This is a genomic window from Acinetobacter sp. 226, assembly GCF_048147925.1.
GTDB classification, from domain to species: Bacteria; Pseudomonadota; Gammaproteobacteria; order Pseudomonadales; family Moraxellaceae; genus Acinetobacter; species Acinetobacter pecorum.
The window spans coordinates 1-19,800 of sequence record NZ_JAYWYX010000012.1 but is presented as its reverse complement, the minus strand read 5'-3'; the positions used below and the strand labels follow the sequence as shown (position 1 = coordinate 19,800).

Sequence of the window (19,800 nt, the reverse complement as noted above, 5' to 3'; positions counted from 1 at the left end):
TAAAAATCATGAGTATTTTAGTTATCGCTGAGCACGACAACAAAGCATTAAACGCTGCTACTCTAAACGTTGTTGCTGCGGCGCAAAAAATCGGTGGTGATATCACTGTATTGGTGGCTGGTTCTGGCGCTCAGGCAGTTGCTGACCAGGCGGCTAAAGTTGCAGGCGTAAGCAAAGTATTGCTTGCTGATGATGCGGCTTATGCAAATCAGTTAGCGGAAAACGTAGCAAAACTGATTGCAGAATTGGGCAAAGATTATAGCCATATCCTTGCTGCTTCTACCACGACTGGTAAAAACATTTTGCCGCGTGCTGCTGCGCTTCTTGATGTAAGCATGATTACTGACATCATTGCGGTAGATGGTCCTAAGACTTTTAAACGCCCAATCTATGCCGGTAATGCGATTGCGACTGTAGAATCAGGCGAAAACATCGTATTGGCGACTGTTCGTGGTACGGCATTTGATGCTGTAGCTGCTGAAGGTGGTTCTGCTGCGGTTGAAGCTATTGCTTCTACTGGTGATGCCGGTATTTCTAAGTTTATTAACGAAGAAATCGTAAAATCTGAACGTCCTGAACTGACAGCTGCACGTATTGTCGTTTCTGGTGGTCGTGGTGTAGGTTCTGGCGAAAACTATCACAAAATCCTTGATCCGCTAGCTGACAAGCTTGGTGCTGCTCAAGGCGCGTCACGTGCTGCAGTAGATGCCGGCTTCGTACCAAACGATATGCAAGTGGGTCAAACTGGTAAAATCGTTGCACCTGACCTGTACATCGCTGTCGGTATTTCTGGTGCGATTCAGCATTTGGCTGGTATGAAAGAGTCTAAAGTGATCGTTGCGATCAACAAAGATGAAGAAGCACCAATTAACGCAGTTGCTGACTACTGGTTAGTAGGTGACTTGAATGCTGTTATTCCTGAATTGGTTTCTAAAATCTAATTTCTGAATTAGCTTCAAAAAAACGCTTTTGTGCGAATAGTGAAAGTAATCTTTTACTGTTTTGTGCAAGGGCGTTTTTTATTGATTTTTTAAAAATACTCGGCAGTCGAAACTAGAGTATGTCATTTGGATGAAAAGTGATAAAATCCCGGTTTGATTTTTCTCCTGTTTCTCATCATGTCCTTTTCTAAAACCGCACATATCCTGTTCATTAGTTTCCTGCTGATCGCGCTTTATCTGGGGATCTGTATTCATACCGCCTTGAATGCACCGATTCCGGTGACCCAGTATTTGTTTAGTGAATCAGGTGCTTTTGAAGTTATGAGCCCATGGCTCTGGTACTTGCTGGCAGTGCTATGTTTGCTGAATGTTGAAATCAAGCCTGATACCCGGGTGTTTGCAGCTTTAGCGGCAGTATTGCTGGGGTTACGGGAAATGGATTTTCACAAGCGCCTGTTCGACATCAGCTTCATCAAAACGAATTTCTATCGCAGCGCTGAAATTCCGCTCATGGATAAGCTGCTTGGATTTATTTTGTTGCTCGGAATTATTTTTGTCTTTCTGGTGCTGGCGAAAAAACTGGTACAAACCGTACGAAGTATGAAAGATTCCTTAAATATTGCACATTTTTTTATCTTTCTTACCATTGCCTGTGGTGGACTGAGCAAGGTGCTGGATCGTACGACCTCAACCCTGAAAGAAGAGTTTGGAATCGAGTTGCTAAAACATAGTCAAGTCATGATTATGACGATCGAGGAAGGGGTGGAGATGTTGTTGCCAATTCTATTGATTGTTGCAGTTTTAAGCTACCGTAGAGTATTGAATCAGCCTCACTAAAAAACATATAAAAAAACGCTAAAGATACGCCAGTAAATTGGCGTATCTTTTTTTGTATTATTCTATTTTTGCACAATTTAAAGATTAAAAAGAAGTGGATCGGACTGACTGATTTTTGCTTTTTAAATAATAAGAAAATGATCACTAAAATGAAGATAATTAACAAGGTTAAGCCGAATATTTCGACACAAAAATACAAGTGTGTATGCTATAATTTAGGGCTGTATTTTAGTTTTTAACTCAGTCGTTTGAGTTAATGATTTTGCTAGTTTTACGACATATAAATACAAGCCAAAATTGGCTTGTAGAATAAGGAGTATGCATGAGCGTATCGGAAATTAGACCGATTGCCATTGAGGATGAACTTAAAAGCTCATATCTCGATTATGCGATGAGCGTGATTGTGTCACGTGCATTGCCCGATGTACGAGATGGTTTGAAACCTGTTCATCGTCGTGTGCTTTTCGCAATGCACGAATTAGGCAATGACTATAACAAAGCTTATAAAAAGTCTGCACGTGTAGTCGGTGACGTCATCGGTAAATATCACCCGCATGGTGACTCTGCCGTATATGAAACGATTGTACGAATGGCGCAAGATTTCAGCTTGCGTTACCAGTTGGTAGATGGCCAGGGTAACTTTGGCTCAGTCGATGGCGATAGCGCAGCAGCGATGCGTTATACCGAAGTGCGTATGCGTAAACTGACCCACGAACTGTTAGCGGATCTTGAAAAAGATACCGTCGAGTGGGAAGACAACTACGATGGCTCTGAGCGTATTCCTCAGGTCATGCCAACCCGTGTTCCGAACTTGTTGATTAACGGTGTGACCGGTATTGCAGTCGGTATGGCGACCAATATGGCGCCGCATAACATGACTGAAGTGGTGAATGCATGTCTGGCCTATGCCAATGATCCCCAGATCAGTATTGAAGGGTTGATGGAACATATTTCTGGTCCGGATTTTCCGACAGGCGGCATCATTTACGGTAAATCAGGTATCGTCGATGCTTACCGTACCGGTAAGGGCCGTTTGCATATCCGTGGGAAGTACCATTTCGAAGAAGATCCGAAGAATGGCCGCACCACGATTGTCTTCACTGAAATTCCGTATCAGGTCAATAAAGCAAAAACTATTGAGCGCATTGCTGAACTGGTCAAAGAGAAAAAGCTCGAAGGCATTTCAGAGCTTCGTGATGAGTCTGACAAAGACGGTATGCGTATCGCGATTGACCTGAAGCGCGGTGAAAACGCAGAAGTGATCGTGAACAACCTGTTCCAGAACACGCAACTTGAAAACTCTTTCAGCATCAACATGGTCTGTCTGGACAATGGCCAGCCGAAGTTGATGAACCTGAAAGACATCATTGCGGCATTTATCCGTCACCGTCAGGAAGTGGTCACCCGCCGTACCATGTTCGAATTACGCAAAGCGCGTGAACGTGGTCATATCTTGGAAGGTTTGACAGTTGCACTTGCCAATATCGATCAGATTATTGAAACCATCAAAACATCTGCAAACCCGGCTGAGGCGCGTGAGCGTTTACAAGCGGGCGAGTGGGCAGCAGGTGGTGTAGCAGCTTTACTTGAAAAAGCCGGTGCTGTTTCTGTACGTCCTGACGAAATTGAAGGCGAAGATCCTAGCCGTCCATTCGGTATTGATGGCGATGTATATCGCTTATCACCGACGCAAGTTAACGCGATTATGGAACTGCGTCTACATCGCTTGACTGGCCTTGAGCAAGATAAACTTCAAGCTGAATATTCTGAAATTCTTGCGCAGATTGCTGAATACACGGCTATCTTGAATGACTTTAACTTATTGATGAACGTGATTCGTGAAGAGCTAGCCTTGATTCTGCAGCAGTATGGCGATGCTCGTAAAACGTCAATTGTCGAGTCACGTATCGATTTCTCTCGTGAAGATCTGATTCCTGAAGAGCAAATGGTGCTGACGGTTTCAAAAACAGGTTATGCAAAAACTCAACCATTGTCTGACTACGCTGCACAGCGTCGTGGTGGCCGTGGCAAGTCTGCAACCAGCATGAAAGAAGATGATTACATCCAGCATATGGTGGTCACTTCGAATCATGCAACCGTGCTTTGCTTCACCAATGTCGGTAAGGTTTACCGTCTGAAAGTCTACGAAGTGCCACAAGCCTCACGTGGTGCCAAAGGCCGTCCAATGGTGAACTTGTTGCCACTAGACGAAAACGAGACGATTACAGCCATCTTGCCTGTGATTGATGCACCGAAGAAATTTAAAGAACGTCTGGCGGACTTCAAGGCATTTGTAAAAGCAAATGCAGCACAATTGCAAAGTAATGAAGTGATCAATAGTCATTTTGCTGCACTTGAAGCTGCATTGGCTGAATCTGAAGATGGCGCAGATGATATTTCTGATGCACTTCGTGCGCAGCTGAAAGAGTTAGGACAAGCACTTTCAACAACTGATCTTGATGATGACATCATCAATGAGTTTGTACAGCAGGTGGAAGCTGTACGTAAGAATTTCTATGTGTTTATGGCAACCGAATACGGTACGATTAAACGTGTAGAGCTTGAACAGTTCTCGAATGTTCGTTCAAACGGTTTACGTGCGATTGAACTTAATGGTGATGACACCCTGATTGGTGTGGCGATTACTGACGGCGAACAGCAAATCATGTTGTTCTCAAACGAAGGTAAAGCCATTCGCTTCGCAGAAACTGACGTGCGTTCAATGGGTCGTTCGGCCAAAGGTGTACGTGGTATGCGTGTGACCATTGGTGCAGCAGCGCAGCTTGAAGATCAGGACGATAATGACGTTGATTCTGATGATGAAGATGGTTCAGATTCAGCAATTGTCAGCCGTATTGTGTCACTGGTAGTTGTGCCTGAAACAGGTGAAGTGCTGTGTGCTTCTGAACATGGTTATGGTAAACGTACCCCAGTAGATGACTTCCCAACCAAAAAACGTGGCGGTAAAGGTGTTATTGCACTAAAAACTTCTGAGCGTAATGGTCAGTTAGTCGGTGCAGTGGCAATTGATGCGACTAAAGAATTGATGCTGATCTCTAATGGCGGTACGCTGGTTCGTACACGTGCATCAGAGGTTGCGCAAACAGGTCGTAATGCACAAGGTGTTCGTCTGATCCGTTTAGGTAATGACGAATTGCTGGTGGGTGTAGTTTCTATTGAAGCTGTGGAAGAAGACGAGTTTGTTGAAGCGATTGAAGGTGAAGACGCTTTAGTGGCAGAAACAAATTTAGTGACTGAAGCTGAACAGCTTGAAAAAGACGGTGAAAATTCAGTAGAAGAATAATTTTCCTACTGATAAAAAGGGCGCTTCGGCGTCCTTTTTTATAAACCTTGACGAGATAGAGGTAAGCGATGAAAACCAAATTAATGTCATTAGCAGCAGTGCTTGCATTGACTGGCTGTAATTCAATGGAGAATATTCCAAATCCGAGTCCTGAGCAGGAAAAGGCGGCACAGCTGGCTTATGAGGATTTGCGTGACGGGAAGTATGATGAGTTTCTGGATCAACTCGAACCACAATTACAGGCTTATTTTAAGGACAATGAAAAGTTGATGAAACGCTTTTCACGTTCAATTCCTCAAGGTGAATACAAGTCTAAAACCTTAATGACCAAGCAGATTGAAGAAGCAACCAATCAGCCGAGCCAGTATAAGGTCAGCTATGAAATTGCTTATCCGAATAATCTGGTTCAGTATGATGTGAGTTTTGACAAGCCGAATGGCAGTGCCAAGATCCGTAATTTTAATATTCAAGTGTTTGGCGAATCCAATCCTTAAAATCTGAACAGGCCTTAATGGTGATGCCGGTCAGTTTTTAGGAAGCTGAATCAGGCGTTGATAGCCCAGCAAGAAACACAAGCTACCGAATACTCCAAGATAAATTAGTTTGGGTACCACTAGTGCGGTAGGAACCCCCATCTGGTTAAGCTGAATGAACATCTGCACAATTTGGGTAGAGGGCAGGATTTCGGCCAGGATTTGCATCCAGACTGGCATAGAAGAGTGGGGCCATGCGATACCCGAGAGTAAGAACAGAGGAATTGAAGTAAATACAATCACATGGCCTGCCCGTTCTGGCATATCCAGAAAGCTGGCGAGCAACCAGGTCATACCAATAATACAGTAGATAAATACTGGAACGGCAATGAGCATGCCTATAAAATTACCGCCACGCGGATAATCAAATAACCAGAACGTAAAACCGAATAAATAAAGACAGCCCAGACAACCGATCGTAAAGATTGCCAGACAGATCCCGATAAAAGCATTGCGGTTTAACTCTACTTTTCTTTCCCGGTACATCAAAATCAGCATGCTCAAACCTAATAAAATAGTTTGATGAATAATTAAGGGGGCAACTGCAGGAAATACATAACTGCCATAACCAGACAAAGTATTAAACAGGGGAATCTGATGTACGGAGAGTGCAGGAGAAAATTCCGATATATGTTCAAATTGTGCAATGTAGTCGGATAGGGTTTGCTCAACTGAAGCAGCCAGGCCCAGACCAATCTGTTTGGTCGCCAAAAAGTTTGCAGCATTTAAATATAGGCCAATTCCTCCAGATTCACCGTGGATCACAGCTTCAGATAAATTGCCCGGCAGCAGTAAAATGCCGTCTGCCTGTTCAGATTCGACCCATTGCTTGGCTTCCGCGAAATTGCCTGTAATCGCTTTAACGTTGACATTTGGGCTTTCCTGCACTTTTTGGATGATCCGCGTGCTTAAATTGCTTTGTTCTTCGTCGACAATAATAATGGGCAAGGATTCTGCTGTCTGAGCCTTATATGCAGTAGGATAAAAAAAACTGTAAAACAGTACAGAAAGAATCAGGGTGGTAAGAATACTTTCGTGCGAAACAATATCTTTAAAGCTGCGCAGATAATAAGACCAGCAGGATTTCATTGGACTATTCCTTTAGCAACTCTTTTTAAAAAAAGATAGGCTAGCAGGGCAAAGATCACGACAAACATGAGCAGGATAAATAAGGGCTGTAGTGAAATATTAACGGGACTACCCATCACCCACTGTTCGGTCTGTAACCTGGCATAGGAAGTATAGGGAATAATATGAGCCCAGAAATGGGTAAACAAGGGTGCATTATTTAAGGGAAGCGTTACCCCTGCAAAACTTAAAGATGAGCCACCATATACTGCAATTAAACCGAACGATTTGGTTAAATCCTTGGTCACTAGTACGATAACACTACTCAAGAACGCATAGGCACTATAAAACAGCAACTGCGCCAATAAAATCAGACCAAGAGAACCAGCTATAAACCAGCCGCGGATCTGAATCAGCCAGAACATCCATATCCAGGTCCATATGCTAAAAATAGCTACATAAACCAGATTTTTCGATAGTAAAGCCATCCAGAGTGACTGATGGCTAATCCAGTCTTGTAAGGTTCGCCGTTTGAGTTCCTGACCCACTGAAAATGCAACGCAACAACAGAGCAGTAAATGTAGAACTGCCGGAATGACAAAAGGTTCTAAATAAAATTCATAGTCAAGATCTGGATTATACAGCGGGGATAGTTTGATCTGGGGGATGGGGAAGTCGAGATAAGGCAGCCGGTTTTCCAGATAATGCTTTCCTAAAAAATCAGCTATGGCTTCAATGGTGCTGATCAGCATGGCAGATGAAATAGTATTACCAATACTAAAATAACTCTGATTATAAACAATACTGATGCCCGCATCCTGAGCACGAACCAGACGTTGCTCGGCACCCTGCGGAATATGAATATAGCCCCAAATTTTATTTTTATTTAGCAGAAGTTCAGCTTCTTCAGTTTGTCCAGTGACAAGGTCTACTTTAAGTGTCTGATTGAGTGAAATATAGGTATCAATATTCTGGCTGAGTGCACTTCGGTCCTGATCAATAATCGCAATAGGTAAATGCTCTGGTTTACCCTGAAGAAACATGCTACTGAATATAATAATGACGAAGGCGGGTGCAAGCGTGACCAGACAGAGATCCCATTTTTCCCGGAGCAGATAGCGCAGTTCGCGCCCTATCCCCCTCCACATCAGGAACCCTCTTTTAATTTAAACAGGACGCTCATGCCAACTTTAAGTCCGGGTATGGCAGGTACAGGCACAAGATGGACTTTAAAGCTTCTGATATCATACCCACCAGTCTGACGTGTCGTTTTAATGGTCGCAAATTCACCTTCAGCACTGATATTCTGGATTCGGAATTCAGATTTCTTATCCAAGGCTGGAATATAACCTTCAATTGTGGTCATGTGCTGGAATGGCGCATACTGGTCTTCGCGAATATTCAGACTCACACGCATATCATCTTTAATCAGGCTCACCACAGGGACCGCAGTTGCTACCAGTTCTGACACTTCGCCATAGGTTTTAGAGACCGTGCCATCGATTGGAGCAAGCAGTTTTGTTTCTGCGACCAGTGAATTGGCTTCTTCCAGTGCAGCCCGAGCAATTTCAACCTGTGCATCCGCAGAGGTTTTCTGTTGCGGAGTGCTGCCCCGGTTAGCGCGTAGATACTGTTGATAGGCTGCTTCGGTCATTTGGGCAGCAGACTGACTGGCAGCATAAAGTTCATCACGACGTTGACGGGAAATGACGCCTTCTTTAAACAGATTCTCACCACGTTGAAAGGAGACTCTGGCTAAATTCTGTTGGGCTTTCAACGCTTGCCAGTTGGCATACAGGCTGGCGATATTCTCCTCTTGAGAACCCCGATCAACAGTCGACTGTAAGGCCAAGGCAGATTGCAGGGCAGCAGTAGCCTGCTGTTTTTTGGTTTCCACTTCCGGACTATATAAGCGGACAAGAATCTGACCTTTCTTGACATGCTGGCCTTCCTTTACATAGATTTCTTCAATCCGGCTAGGTACCTTGGTGGCGACCTGTATCGTTTCCGCTTCTACCTGTCCCTGTAATTCAAGTGTCGTCGGGTGATAGCTTTTCCATAGACCAAAGGCAATGATGGCCAGTAAAACAGGTATTGCCGCCAGTAACAGATATTTTATGGGTTTAGAAAGTCCAGAGGATGGTTCATGCTCTGCAGAAGTTGCAGCATTTTTTTCTTTTGGCGATTCGGATTCAAGCTGTGAGGTGGAGGGGCTACTTTTATTGTTTGAGGAGACTGAGCCATTCACAGGATCATCTGGTTTTTGATCTTCGTTCATGTCCGTCTCCTAGCGAATATAGTGGGTATTGGTATGTTGAATATAGTTAGAAAACTCGTTAATCGAGCCATAACTTTGTAACAGGGTGGCGAGGGACATGACATATTTATAGGCATTCAAGGCAGTTTCTGCTTTTAATCCACTCAATATATTCTGTGCATCAATGACCTGTGTCGCCGTACCCATATCTTCTTTAAAGGATAATTGCTGGATACGTAGATTTTCCTGGGCCGCCTTCATATTTTGTGCCAAAAGCGTATCGCTCTGCTGCGCACTCACTGCTTCGCTATAGGATTTGTAAATCAGGTTTTCAATTTCTTGCTGAGTACGTGCAGTGAGCAGTTCAGCAGCATAACGTTTAAGTTCAGCTGCCTGAATGTTTTTGTTTTTATCAATCCCGGAAAACAGGTTATAACGGGCAGCCACACCTACAATCCAGTTTTCCTTACGATCCAGACTGTATTCTCCAAAAGCAAAGACACTCGGTTTTTTTGCCGCTTCCTGAATTTTTACATTGGTTTGTGCCAATTGAGTATCTAACTGCATTTTTTGAATTAATGGCGAGTTTTGGCTGAAAGTCTTCAGCAAATGATTTAAGTCCTCAGATTCGGTCTTATTCACAAATAAAGGAGTGGTCAGTTCAGTCAGGTTGCTTTGCTGAAGCAGGTTATTCAGCTGAAATAGACTCGCATTTAGATTGGCCTGAGTATTTTGCTGGGCACGTTCGGCATCATTGCGTGCCACTTCAAACTGCATGCGCTGGCCTTTGCTGATAAAGCCCTGCTGTTGCATTTTTAAGGCATTCTGATAATGCTGCTGCATGGCATTCAGGTTGAATACAGCCGCTGCATGAAGCTGTTTTTGAAGTTGAACATTAAAATAACTCTGAATGAGTTCAAAACGCTGTATATCTTGCTGTTCTTTGTTGTTTAGCGCACTACGGTTCGCCTGAATGTTGGCAACTTCCTTGGTATTGGCAGTCAGGCCTCCTGTATAAATAGGCATGATGACTGACACTGTAGGGCGAATGACCTGATCTTCAAGGACTACATTGGAGGTGTCCGGAATCAGGCCGACGCCGCTATGAATAGCATTGTTGACTCCTTCCTGAAGAGGGCCGGTAATGTCAGGAGGAAGTACGTTCCCAAGATTATCTTCCCACTGGTTGATCTGCCCCGTGACACCTTGGGACAGTACATTTTCCAGATTGTTTTTAAACTGCTTCAGGGGAATATCTACTTCACTGTGGAAAGCATAGGCACGAACATTGAGATCGACACGAGGCAATCCCAAACCTTTGCTGGCTTCAGCTTCAAGTTGCGAGGCCTGTTCCAGACTTTGATAGGCCTGACTACTATAAGAAGACTGTAATAATTGTTTTTCGGCTTCTTGAAAACTCAAGGCTTGGGCATATAAATTCAGACTCGTACACAACAGTCCTGAAAATAATCCGCACCCCAAAAATAATCTGCTTATATCGTTTATCGTATTCATGAAAGCAAGTTGCCAATTTGAATAAAGTGAAATTTATTTACTGACATTATAAATCAGTGCCTTATAGCTCAGTCAGTGGTATGGTTGTAATATTGTTTATTTTACAGTTGTCTAGGAAAAGTGCAGGTTAGTAGGACCTGAATTAATGTGTTGCTAAACTTTTTAAAATTACTATGATTGATATAAAACGCTCATTACGACTATTTGGCCAGTTTTGCTGAGTTACAGGTTTAACATGCGCAATAGCCAATCTGAAACGATGAACGAAATGATCCATTTTTATCTCACTCATGATTTTCTAATTATTGTGGTTTTATCATAATAGTTTTATTTTTAAACTCAAACATTTAATTAAAATATGCATCATCAGCAGGATTATTCTTATAAATGGTCAACTTATCTTATGAATCTACATTGTTTTTTTGACTGTAATTACAGTTTTGTATTGAAATAATTTTGTGCAAGACCCTGCCAGATATGGTTAAATGCCATCATTTGATTGTGTTTCACTCTGAAAGGAAAAATCATGCGCGCGTACAACTTCTGTGCTGGTCCTGCTGCATTACCGACTGCCGTACTTGAAAAAGCTCAAGCTGAAATGCTCGACTGGCATGGCAAAGGTCTTTCGATCATGGAAATGAGCCACCGTAGTGCAGACTATGTTGCTGTTGCTGAAAAAGCGGAAGCAGACCTACGTAAACTCATGAATATTCCTGAGAACTACAAAGTATTGTTCTTGCAGGGTGGTGCATCACTACAATTCTCGGCAATTCCATTAAACTTGCTCGGCAAAAATAACAAGGCAGACTATATCGATACTGGTATCTGGTCTGAAAAAGCCTTGAAAGAAGCGCAACGTTATGGCGATATCAATGTTGTAAAAGCCGGTATTAAAATTGAGGGCAAACATGCTATCAGCGCACAAAGTGAATGGAACCTGTCTGCAGATGCTGCCTATGTGCACTATGCGGATAATGAAACCATTGGCGGTTTGCAATTCGCATCTATTCCCGAAACAGACAAGCCTCTAGTTTGCGACTATTCATCTAGCATTTTATCTGCACCACTGGACGTATCGAAATTTGGTGTGATTTATGCAGGTGCACAAAAGAATATCGGGCCTGCCGGCTTAACACTTGTGATCATTCGCGAAGATTTACTTGATCAGGCCAAACCTGAAATTCCAAGCATCCTAAGATATGCAGATCAGGCGAAAAACGGTTCAATGGTGAATACACCATCGACCTATGCATGGTACTTATCGGGGCTGGTATTCGAGTGGTTGCTGGACAATGGCGGTGTAGAGGCCATCCACAAAGTGAACCTTGAAAAAGCTAACTTACTTTATGGTTATATTGATCAAAGCGATTTCTACGCTAATCCAATCGCAAAAGCGAACCGTTCGATCATGAACGTGCCATTTACCTTGGCCAATGCAGAGCTAGAGAAACAGTTCCTGAAAGAAGCCGAAGCACAGCATTTATTGAATCTTGCCGGTCACCGTTCAGTAGGTGGTATGCGTGCCAGTATTTATAACGCTGTTCCACTTGAAGGCGTACAGGCACTGGTGAATTTTATGGATGACTTTGCCAAACGCAATGGTTGATTCATGAAACGGAAAAACCCAGCATATGCTGGGTTTTTTATGAATTGAATTACTTTAGAAAATAAAAGTATGCAGGATGAATCCGCAGATGATCATCCCCAACATGAAAAAAAGGCACGACATCATATCAATATTGTAGCGAGAGCTAAGATGATGCTCGGCCTGTTGTAATGTTTCTTCTTGCACGATTTTCATAGATATTTATTGTCCGATCTATTTATCGTTAATACTATTTGTTGTGAGTATTTTTATCATAAAAAATTGATTAAATAAAGTACATTCTTGATTAAAGGTCATAAAGTTTCAATTTTTTTAAAATGTCAGATTTGCACGACAATAAATTATATTGATGATAAATCAATTGCTTATTTTTACGGAATTTTAAAGGTTATTTAAAGATTTAAAATAAGTTATTTGAATTTAAAAATGTGGATAACCGGATTTTTAATCAGTTTAAATAACGGACAGATAAACGAGTAAATCTGTATAAAAAATAGTCAGAAATTAAAGTGACAAATAAAAATATAAATAGATTAAAAGAAGATACGCATCTAAATGAGTATCTCCCTTATAGAGTGAATTCAGGTTACTTTGCTATAGATACTGGCCTGGATCCATAAGTTGCCACGGATATACTGGCCAATTTCAAAATTCTTATACTCTGCGTTGCGTGTTGCAATGCGGATCAGGGTTGCAGGCTGGCCTTCATCATGAATCAGGGTGACATCATACAGGGTATAGTCCTGATCCATAAACTGCATGCTAGTTTTACCGACGATATTGCCCTGGAACCAGGCTTCATCTTCCTGTCCCAGGGTTTCGCCATAAAGATAGGCCACCATTTTAGAAAAATCTACAGTGACAGGTTCTTTATCTTCTTCTGATTGCGGCTGCCAGGCATCAATCTGTTCCTGCAAATTATCAGGGGCTATGCCATTATTGTCGGCCAGAATAGCATTCAAGGCACGGTGATGTTTGATCGAAGCCGGATCATCAACCACCAGATGCTCATGATCTGAGACTGCTTCAAGTTCATAGGCCCAGGCATTCAGGTTTACCACATAGAGCTGATCTTTTTCATAACAGAGATGATTAACGCTATACAGGTTATCGAAAGCATAAATAATGTTGTTAGCACCCAGATTCAAGCGTAATACAGCTTGAGTATTGGATTTACAACTAATAATCCGGTCAATCGTGGCTTTCACCTGATAAGGGCTATCAAAACAGGGGAATGCAGTTTTTACGGCTTGAGGTTTATTATTTTCAACGGCAATCACTTGACTTAATTGTACGGGTGCTTTGCTCGGTCCCTGGATCAGCCAGGTCTCTGTATCCATATCACATTCTTGTGTACAAAGGCCCATCGGCATGATTGGTTCATCAAGAGCTTTGCCTAACCACTGTGGTACATCTGTGCCAGGATTGTCGGTGAGCAAGGTCCAGTGTTCGACATGACTACCGAAATTTTGATCATCAATGGTGATGATCTCTGGGCTATTCTGATTTTTCATATGCACAATTGATCTTGGATGATATATCTGTAGTTAATCGAGGGTCATTGCAATTTTTCAAGTCAATTGAATGAATTTTAAAATAAAATAAGCATCTGATGAATTCAAGCTTTTCCCATATGAATTACAACAGTCTTACCAATCATATACTTATTTAAAATACACAAACCAGATCTCAGGAAAATGAAGTGATTTAATCATCAACCTGACCCTTCCAATTTGCTAGAATAACCATGATTAATACCTTAATGGGAAGCCCTGTGTTGCCATTCAAACTTTGGGTCGATGCCGATGCATTGCCCCGTATGCTGCGAGATGTGATTATTCGTGCTTCGGACCGTTATCAGCTGGAAGTCACTTTTGTTGCCAACCAACCAGTCGGAATCACACCTTCGGTCAGAATCAATTCAATTCAGGTGATGAGTGGGGCGGATGCGGCAGATAAAGAAATTATTCTGCGCATGAAAGAGCACGATATCGTCATGACCCAAGATATTCCCTTGGCTGCAGAAGTGATTGAAAAAGGCGGAATTGCGATTCATCCCCGGGGGGAAATTTATACCACCGACAATGTCAAAGCGCGTTTACATCTGCGTGATTTTATGGACAGCTTGCGCGGCGCTGGCGTGCAGACTGGCGGTCCGCCACCGATTTCAGAACGGGATAAACGCGAATTTTCCAGCGCACTTGATCAGACCATTCAAAAACAAAAACGTAAAACTTCCGCGCTTTAAACCTTATTCAGAGTGACTCGCATGCCCACACAAACCAATATGATTGCCACCTATCTTTTATTGGTTTTTATCTGGGCAACGACGCCACTTGCGATTGTCTGGAGTGTGACAGACCTGCATCCGCTCTGGGCTTTGGCACTGCGCTTTTTTCTGGCTTTGCCTTTTGCATTTGCCTTGTTGTGGCTATTTAAAACCCGTTTTCCCTTAGATAAATTATCCATGCACAGTTATCTGGCTGGTGCATGCAGTTTTATCGGATCACAGATTTTCACCTATCTGGCCACGGATTATCTGAGTTCAGGCATTATTGCCCTGATGTTCGGACTGGCGCCAATTATTACCGGTTTGATTGGACGTTTTGTGTTTCAGCTCAAGCTGTATGCTTCGCAGTGGGGTGGCATGGCAATTGCGCTGCTAGGTCTGGGGATTATCTGTGTGGGTGGTAAAGACCAGCATGTTCAGCCGATCGGGATTGGCTTGATGTTGCTCAGTGTTTTTATTTACTGTATTTCGATGTTCTGGGTGAAAAAAGTCAATGCACCTCTTGAACCTATGGCGCAAGCTGCCGGTTCTATTGCAGTTTCAGCAGTCATGGCCTGTGCCATGTTGCCATTTATCTGGCAATTTGCACCGACCCAGATTCCGCAGGCTAAGTCGCTGATTGGACTTGGTTATGCTGTCATCATGGCCTCCTTAATTGCTATGTTCTGCTATTTTAAGCTGGTACAGAAAATCAAGGCGACGACTTTGTCATTGACCACCGTGTTGACGCCGATGCTGGCATTAGTTGTCGGCGTGATTTTAAATAGCGAGAAATTATCGGGTGGAGCGGCCTTTGGTATAGTCATCTTATTGGCTGGTTTGTTGCTATATTTTTCCAGAGAAATTAAAGCGAGCTATAATGCTCGCCTTACATCGTCTCATCGTACTGACTAAAGTAACTGACCTGATGATTTAAGCGAGGTGAGCTTTGACGCATTCGCCCAGCTTGACGCGGTCTTGCGGATGCATGGTAATAAAATAAGCACCGATCCGATATTTGCCATTTTCTTCTTCACGACTGTAAACCACCTGGGCAGTGACAGCAATATGGAAGAAATTTTCTGGATGGCTTAAAGTCACATGCAGATAGGTGCCTTCAGCGATAGGGCGGTCATTAAAAAAGCTAAAACCGGTTTCTGAAAAATTCACCTGTTCTGGCACAGGTAACATGCTTTGTACAATTGCGTCATACAAAGACCCGGTAATAAGGTTTAATTTTTGATTAAATAAGGATAAGATTCGAGCAATTTGTTGATCTTTTTCAGATAATTGTTCTAATTCGTAGTTAACCGCATGATCAAATTGATCTAGTTCTGCAAGTAGTAGAAAATAGCGGGGCAAGACGAAATTAGGATCGTAAGGATCATTCAAGGCAACATCATCGGAAATAATCTGATAATTAATTCGTAAGGCAGCATCGATTCGAGACATGACGCGTCTTTCCGCAAATCCGTTTGGATGCTGTACATTTTCCATAATTTATTACCTCGGACTAGATGGTTATGTTCAAACCAATCTCGCTGTATATAGGGTTGAAATATACTCGCGCACGGCGTAGTAACCACTTCATTTCTTTTATCGCATTGGTCTCAATGATCGGCCTCACACTCGGTGTGGCAGTTCTCATTACAGTCTTGTCTGTGATGAATGGTTTTGACCGAGAATTAAAGAATCGTGTCTTAGGAATGATTCCCCAAGCGACTGTTTCCTCAACACAAATTTTAACAAATTGGCCAGAACTTGCAAAGCAAATTGAAGGACATAAACATGTCCAGGGGGTTGCACCTTTTACCCAGTTACAAGGAATGCTGACTGCCCAAGGCCAGGTTGCCGGCATTATGGTCAGCGGGATTGAGCCCGAGTATGAGAAAAAAGTATCAATTATACAAAACCATATGGTTGAGGGCAGTATTGACAGCCTGAAAAAAGGTGAATTCGGTATTGTTTTGGGCAAGCAAATGACTGATGCCATGGGCGTCGGTTTAAACGACAATATTACCTTGGTTCTGCCAGAAGCGACTCCTTCACCAGCCGGTGTGGTCCCGCGTTTTAAACGTTTTAAAGTGGTGGGAATTTTCAGTATCGGGGCTGAAGTTGACTCGATGATGGGTTATATCGCTTTAAATGATGCGTCAACTTTACTACGTCTGCCGGATGGTGCGCAGGGGGTGCGTCTGAAACTGGATGATATTTTCCTGGCACCACAAGTGTCTCAGGAAATCGTGCGCGATTTACCGGCGAATTTTTATGCTTCGGACTGGACTTATACCCATGGTAATCTGTTCAGCGCGATTCAGATGGAAAAGGCCATGGTCAGCCTGCTTTTATTCCTGATTGTGCTGGTAGCGGCCTTTAATATTGTGTCTTCACTGGTGATGGTGGTGACGGATAAGAAATCGGACATTGCTATTTTACGGACTTTGGGTGCTTCACCTGCCACGATTACCAAAATCTTTATGGTACAAGGTACCGTGATTGGGGTGATTGGCACTTGCGCAGGGGCAATCCTCGGAATTATTGCAGCAACCAGTATCAGTAGCTTTATTGGCTGGCTCAACAATACTTTCGGTCTGAATATGTTTGATGCCTATTTTATTAACTATCTACCTTCTTATCTGCGCTGGCAGGATGTTCTGGTGATTGTTGGTTTATCACTGGCCTTAAGTTTTGTCGCAACGATTTACCCCGCTTTACGTGCAGCAAAAATTCAACCGGCAGAGGCTTTGCGTTATGAGTAATCTGATTTTAGATGCCCAGAATATTCACAAGTCCTTTACCGATGGTAAAGCCACGGTTGAGGTGATTCGTGGCTTGTCACTACAGGTCAAAGCAGGTGAGTTTGTCTCGATTGTCGGTTCCAGTGGATCGGGGAAAAGTACCTTATTACATGTTCTGGGCGGATTGGATCGCCCGACGTCGGGTCAGGTCATGGTGAATGGCCGTCGTTTTGATACCTTGTCTGAAGCAGAACGCGGTTATGTACGAAATGAGCATTTGGGTTTTGTTTACCAGTTTCATCACCTCTTGCCAGAATTTACGGCACTGGAAAATGTAGCGATGCCGCTGATGTTACGCGACAGCATGAAATTCAAGGAAGCCAAACAGCAGGCTGAATATTTACTGGAACGTGTTGGTCTTTCACATCGTCTCACCCACAAGCCAGGTGAATTATCTGGAGGTGAACGTCAGCGTGTAGCCTTGGCGCGCGCAGTAGTCGGTAAACCTAAACTGATGATGGCCGATGAGCCGACCGGTAATCTGGACCGTAAGACTGCAGCAAAAATTTTTGAACTGCTGACTGAATTACAACGTGAGTTTAATATGGCGATGCTGATTGTGACGCATGATGAACAGCTGGCCCATGCTGCAGACCGGATTTTGCACATGCAAGATGGTTTATGGGTTGCATCCTAAATAACGAGAATATTCGCATTTGATTGAAGCTCACTCCGGTGGGCTTTATTATTGGGCAAAATAATAATAAAGAATACGATTCAATGTTGCAGTGGCTATGTATCGGCTGGATTTTAGGCCTTGCCTGTATGGGGAAAAATTTCCTGTCTGTCCAACTGAGCGGGACGGCAGTTTTGATCGTTGCGCTGCTCTGGTATCTATGTTGCCATAAATTAAAGCTCATCTTGAATACACCGCTGCGAAGCCTGTTGATCACTGGATCCGGCCTGCTTTTGGGACTGTTGTTAGGCCATGCTTATGCCAATCTGCAACTGGCTGAACGTTTATCCAAGCGGGAGCATGAGGTCTCTGAAAAAGAAATCGTGGTGTATATCAAAGAGCTGAATAAACTGGGTGATCAAAATATCCAGCAAGCCCTGCATGTGCTTAATCCTGATGGTACTACAGTTAAGTGGATGGGTTTTCTGCCAGTTTCAGATACTGCTACTTCATCTAGTTTAATTTCTGCTGAGACCAAGCAGCGAACCCTTAAGTTAGGACATTATTATCTATTACAAGGCCAGATTCGTCCGCATCACAGTTATGCCACACCAGGTACTTTTGATGCAGAAAAGTGGGCATTACAGCAAAATGTCATGGCCGGGTTTAGGATTAAACATATCCAAGAGTTGCAACCGCAACAACTCTATGCACTAGGTCATGCTAAGTATCTACGTCAGCAGAAAAATTTGAATCAGCGATTTTTGCTATGGGTAGAACAGCAGCGACTGGCCTTAAGAGAGTTTGTGGCCAGACAACCCGTACAGCAGGAAGGCTTGTTACTGGCTCTATTAAGTGGTGATGAAAGTCTACTGGATCAAGCGACGGAACAGCAATTCCAGCGTTTTGGCATGAGTCATTTACTGGCGATTTCCGGACCGCATGTACTGATCTTTGCCTTTATCGTTTGTGGCACGTTGCAATATTTGATTTCAAGATACGCACCGCAGATTTACCTGAAATGGCCAAGGCAGTATTTTTTGAGTCTGCCTTTTTTATTATGTGTACTACTGTATTGTGCCTTCGTCGGTTTTGAAATTCCGGCGCTACGCACTCTACTGATTTGTGTGATTGTGACTTTTACACTGTTGCTCAGGCAAAGTGTGCAGCCATTAAAATTGCTGATTTTAAGTGCTGCCTTATTGTTGCTCTTTGATCCTTTTAGCATTTTGTCGGCCGCATTCTGGCTGTCTTATGGAGCCTGTTTTGTGTTGCTACGAATCTATCAAACCATTCAGCAGCAATCGAATCAAACAATACAAACAGCATTACAACGGCTGTATTTTGCAATGAAAGTTTTAGTAGAGTCGCAGTGGAAAATTTTTCTGGCCCTGTTTCCCTTAATGATGCTGTTTTTTAAGCAGGTGGCCTGGATTACGCCGCTGAGTAACTTGGTGGCCATCCCGTGGATTGGCCTGCTGATAGTTCCAGTAGATATTCTGGCAGCTTTACTGTTTTTCGTTTCTGAGCCATTGTCAAGTCTGTTGTTTCAGCTCAATGATATTTTTATTCATATGCTGCTAGCATTTCTGAATTTGCTTGATCGGTTGTTTGCACCGCAACTGATTCCAGTCGCGATGAATGTCTGGATGATTGCTCTATGCATTTTGGGTTTGTTAATTGTCTTTTTACCGCGGGGCTTAGTACCCAAAAGCTGGACAGCACTTGCCTGTATACCGCTATGCATTCCTCAGCTCAATCAGCATGCATTTCAGCTGTCTATTCTGGATGTTGGACAGGGACAGGCCATCTTCATTCGTGACGGACAACACAGCATGATGATCGACATGGGTGGTTATTATAATGAGGAAAAATTCAGTATTGGCCGGCAAGTGATTATGCCATTTTTATCTGTGCAAGGAGTGAGAGAGCTGGATCAACTGATTTTGACTCATCTGGATCAGGATCATAGCGGTGCTTATAGTCAAACTACTTTATTATTCATACAGGATTCGAAAAAAACTCGAAATAACTCATCGACTGAGTCGATCAACCA

Annotated in this window: 16 protein-coding genes; 10 read left to right on the top strand and 6 right to left on the bottom strand. The window is 43.1% G+C overall.

The features are described 5' to 3' along the window. The first annotated feature begins 8 nt into the window (after positions 1-8). The 4 genes from VXP95_RS07270 to VXP95_RS07255 all read left to right on the top strand — a co-directional run bounded on the left by VXP95_RS07270 (position 9) and on the right by VXP95_RS07255 (position 5,576). A complete protein-coding gene (locus tag VXP95_RS07270) occupies positions 9-941 on the top strand; it encodes an FAD-binding protein (RefSeq protein ID WP_064096284.1) in 933 nt (310 codons plus the stop codon). Between the two features lie 177 nt (positions 942-1,118). Next, positions 1,119-1,778: a hypothetical protein gene (locus VXP95_RS07265; protein WP_416711770.1), complete on the top strand. Its 660-nt coding sequence runs from the start codon at positions 1,119-1,121 to the stop codon at positions 1,776-1,778. 322 nt (positions 1,779-2,100) lie between these two features. Continuing rightward, the gene (gene gyrA, locus VXP95_RS07260; RefSeq protein WP_416680795.1) at positions 2,101-5,082 is read left to right on the top strand and encodes a DNA gyrase subunit A; all 2,982 of its coding nucleotides are present in this window, start codon (positions 2,101-2,103) and stop codon (positions 5,080-5,082) included. Positions 5,083-5,150: 68 nt separating this feature from the next. Next, positions 5,151-5,576, top strand: a complete 426-nt coding sequence (locus tag VXP95_RS07255) for a DUF3887 domain-containing protein (protein ID WP_416680796.1) — start codon at positions 5,151-5,153, stop codon at positions 5,574-5,576. Positions 5,577-5,606: 30 nt separating this feature from the next. On the opposite strand, the gene VXP95_RS07250 is transcribed toward VXP95_RS07255, so the two are convergent. Genes VXP95_RS07250 through VXP95_RS07235 form a run of 4 tightly spaced genes read right to left on the bottom strand, consistent with a single transcriptional unit; the run spans position 5,607 to position 10,455 of the window. Then, on the bottom strand, positions 5,607-6,704 hold the full coding sequence (locus VXP95_RS07250) for an ABC transporter permease (RefSeq protein WP_416711769.1): 1,098 nt from the start codon (positions 6,702-6,704) through the stop codon (positions 5,607-5,609). After that, positions 6,701-7,831 (bottom strand): ABC transporter permease, encoded by a 1,131-nt coding sequence (locus VXP95_RS07245; protein ID WP_416711768.1) that lies wholly within the window; start codon positions 7,829-7,831, stop codon positions 6,701-6,703. Before VXP95_RS07245 ends, VXP95_RS07250 begins: the two co-directional genes overlap by 4 nt. Next, positions 7,831-8,961, bottom strand: coding sequence for an HlyD family secretion protein (locus tag VXP95_RS07240; RefSeq protein WP_416711767.1), 1,131 nt, complete (start codon positions 8,959-8,961; stop codon positions 7,831-7,833). Before VXP95_RS07240 ends, VXP95_RS07245 begins: the two co-directional genes overlap by 1 nt. 9 nt (positions 8,962-8,970) lie before the next feature. After that, positions 8,971-10,455: a TolC family protein gene (locus VXP95_RS07235; protein ID WP_416711766.1), complete on the bottom strand. Its 1,485-nt coding sequence runs from the start codon at positions 10,453-10,455 to the stop codon at positions 8,971-8,973. A 526-nt stretch (positions 10,456-10,981) separates the two neighbouring features. On the opposite strand from VXP95_RS07235, the gene serC reads away from it, so the two are divergent. Beyond that, positions 10,982-12,061, top strand: coding sequence for a 3-phosphoserine/phosphohydroxythreonine transaminase (serC, locus tag VXP95_RS07230; RefSeq protein WP_144724610.1), 1,080 nt, complete (start codon positions 10,982-10,984; stop codon positions 12,059-12,061). 581 nt (positions 12,062-12,642) lie between these two features. Here serC and VXP95_RS07225 read toward each other — a convergent pair. Further along, entirely contained in the window at positions 12,643-13,575 is a 933-nt protein-coding gene (locus VXP95_RS07225) for a hypothetical protein (protein WP_416711765.1), read from the bottom strand. A gap of 248 nt (positions 13,576-13,823) precedes the next feature. On the opposite strand from VXP95_RS07225, the gene VXP95_RS07220 reads away from it, so the two are divergent. After that, on the top strand, positions 13,824-14,309 hold the full coding sequence (locus VXP95_RS07220) for a YaiI/YqxD family protein (protein WP_416711791.1): 486 nt from the start codon (positions 13,824-13,826) through the stop codon (positions 14,307-14,309). Between the two features lie 21 nt (positions 14,310-14,330). Beyond that, on the top strand, positions 14,331-15,245 hold the full coding sequence (locus VXP95_RS07215) for a DMT family transporter (RefSeq protein WP_416711764.1): 915 nt from the start codon (positions 14,331-14,333) through the stop codon (positions 15,243-15,245). 18 nt (positions 15,246-15,263) lie between these two features. Here VXP95_RS07215 and VXP95_RS07210 read toward each other — a convergent pair whose 3' ends face one another. Next, positions 15,264-15,827 carry a PilZ domain-containing protein gene (locus VXP95_RS07210; RefSeq protein WP_416680804.1) on the bottom strand — a complete coding sequence of 188 codons (564 nt, stop codon included), beginning with the start codon at positions 15,825-15,827 and terminating at the stop codon, positions 15,264-15,266. Positions 15,828-15,853: 26 nt separating this feature from the next. Here VXP95_RS07210 and VXP95_RS07205 point away from each other — a divergent pair, with 26 nt between their 5' ends. The 3 genes from VXP95_RS07205 to VXP95_RS07195 all read left to right on the top strand — a co-directional run. Continuing rightward, positions 15,854-17,089 (top strand): lipoprotein-releasing ABC transporter permease subunit, encoded by a 1,236-nt coding sequence (locus VXP95_RS07205; protein WP_144724614.1) that lies wholly within the window; start codon positions 15,854-15,856, stop codon positions 17,087-17,089. After that, positions 17,082-17,765 (top strand): lipoprotein-releasing ABC transporter ATP-binding protein LolD, encoded by a 684-nt coding sequence (gene lolD, locus VXP95_RS07200; protein ID WP_064102813.1) that lies wholly within the window; start codon positions 17,082-17,084, stop codon positions 17,763-17,765. Before VXP95_RS07205 ends, lolD begins: the two co-directional genes overlap by 8 nt. A gap of 83 nt (positions 17,766-17,848) precedes the next feature. Further along, positions 17,849-19,800: DNA internalization-related competence protein ComEC/Rec2 (locus tag VXP95_RS07195; RefSeq protein ID WP_416711763.1), on the top strand; the 1,952-nt coding region annotated here is incomplete at its 3' end.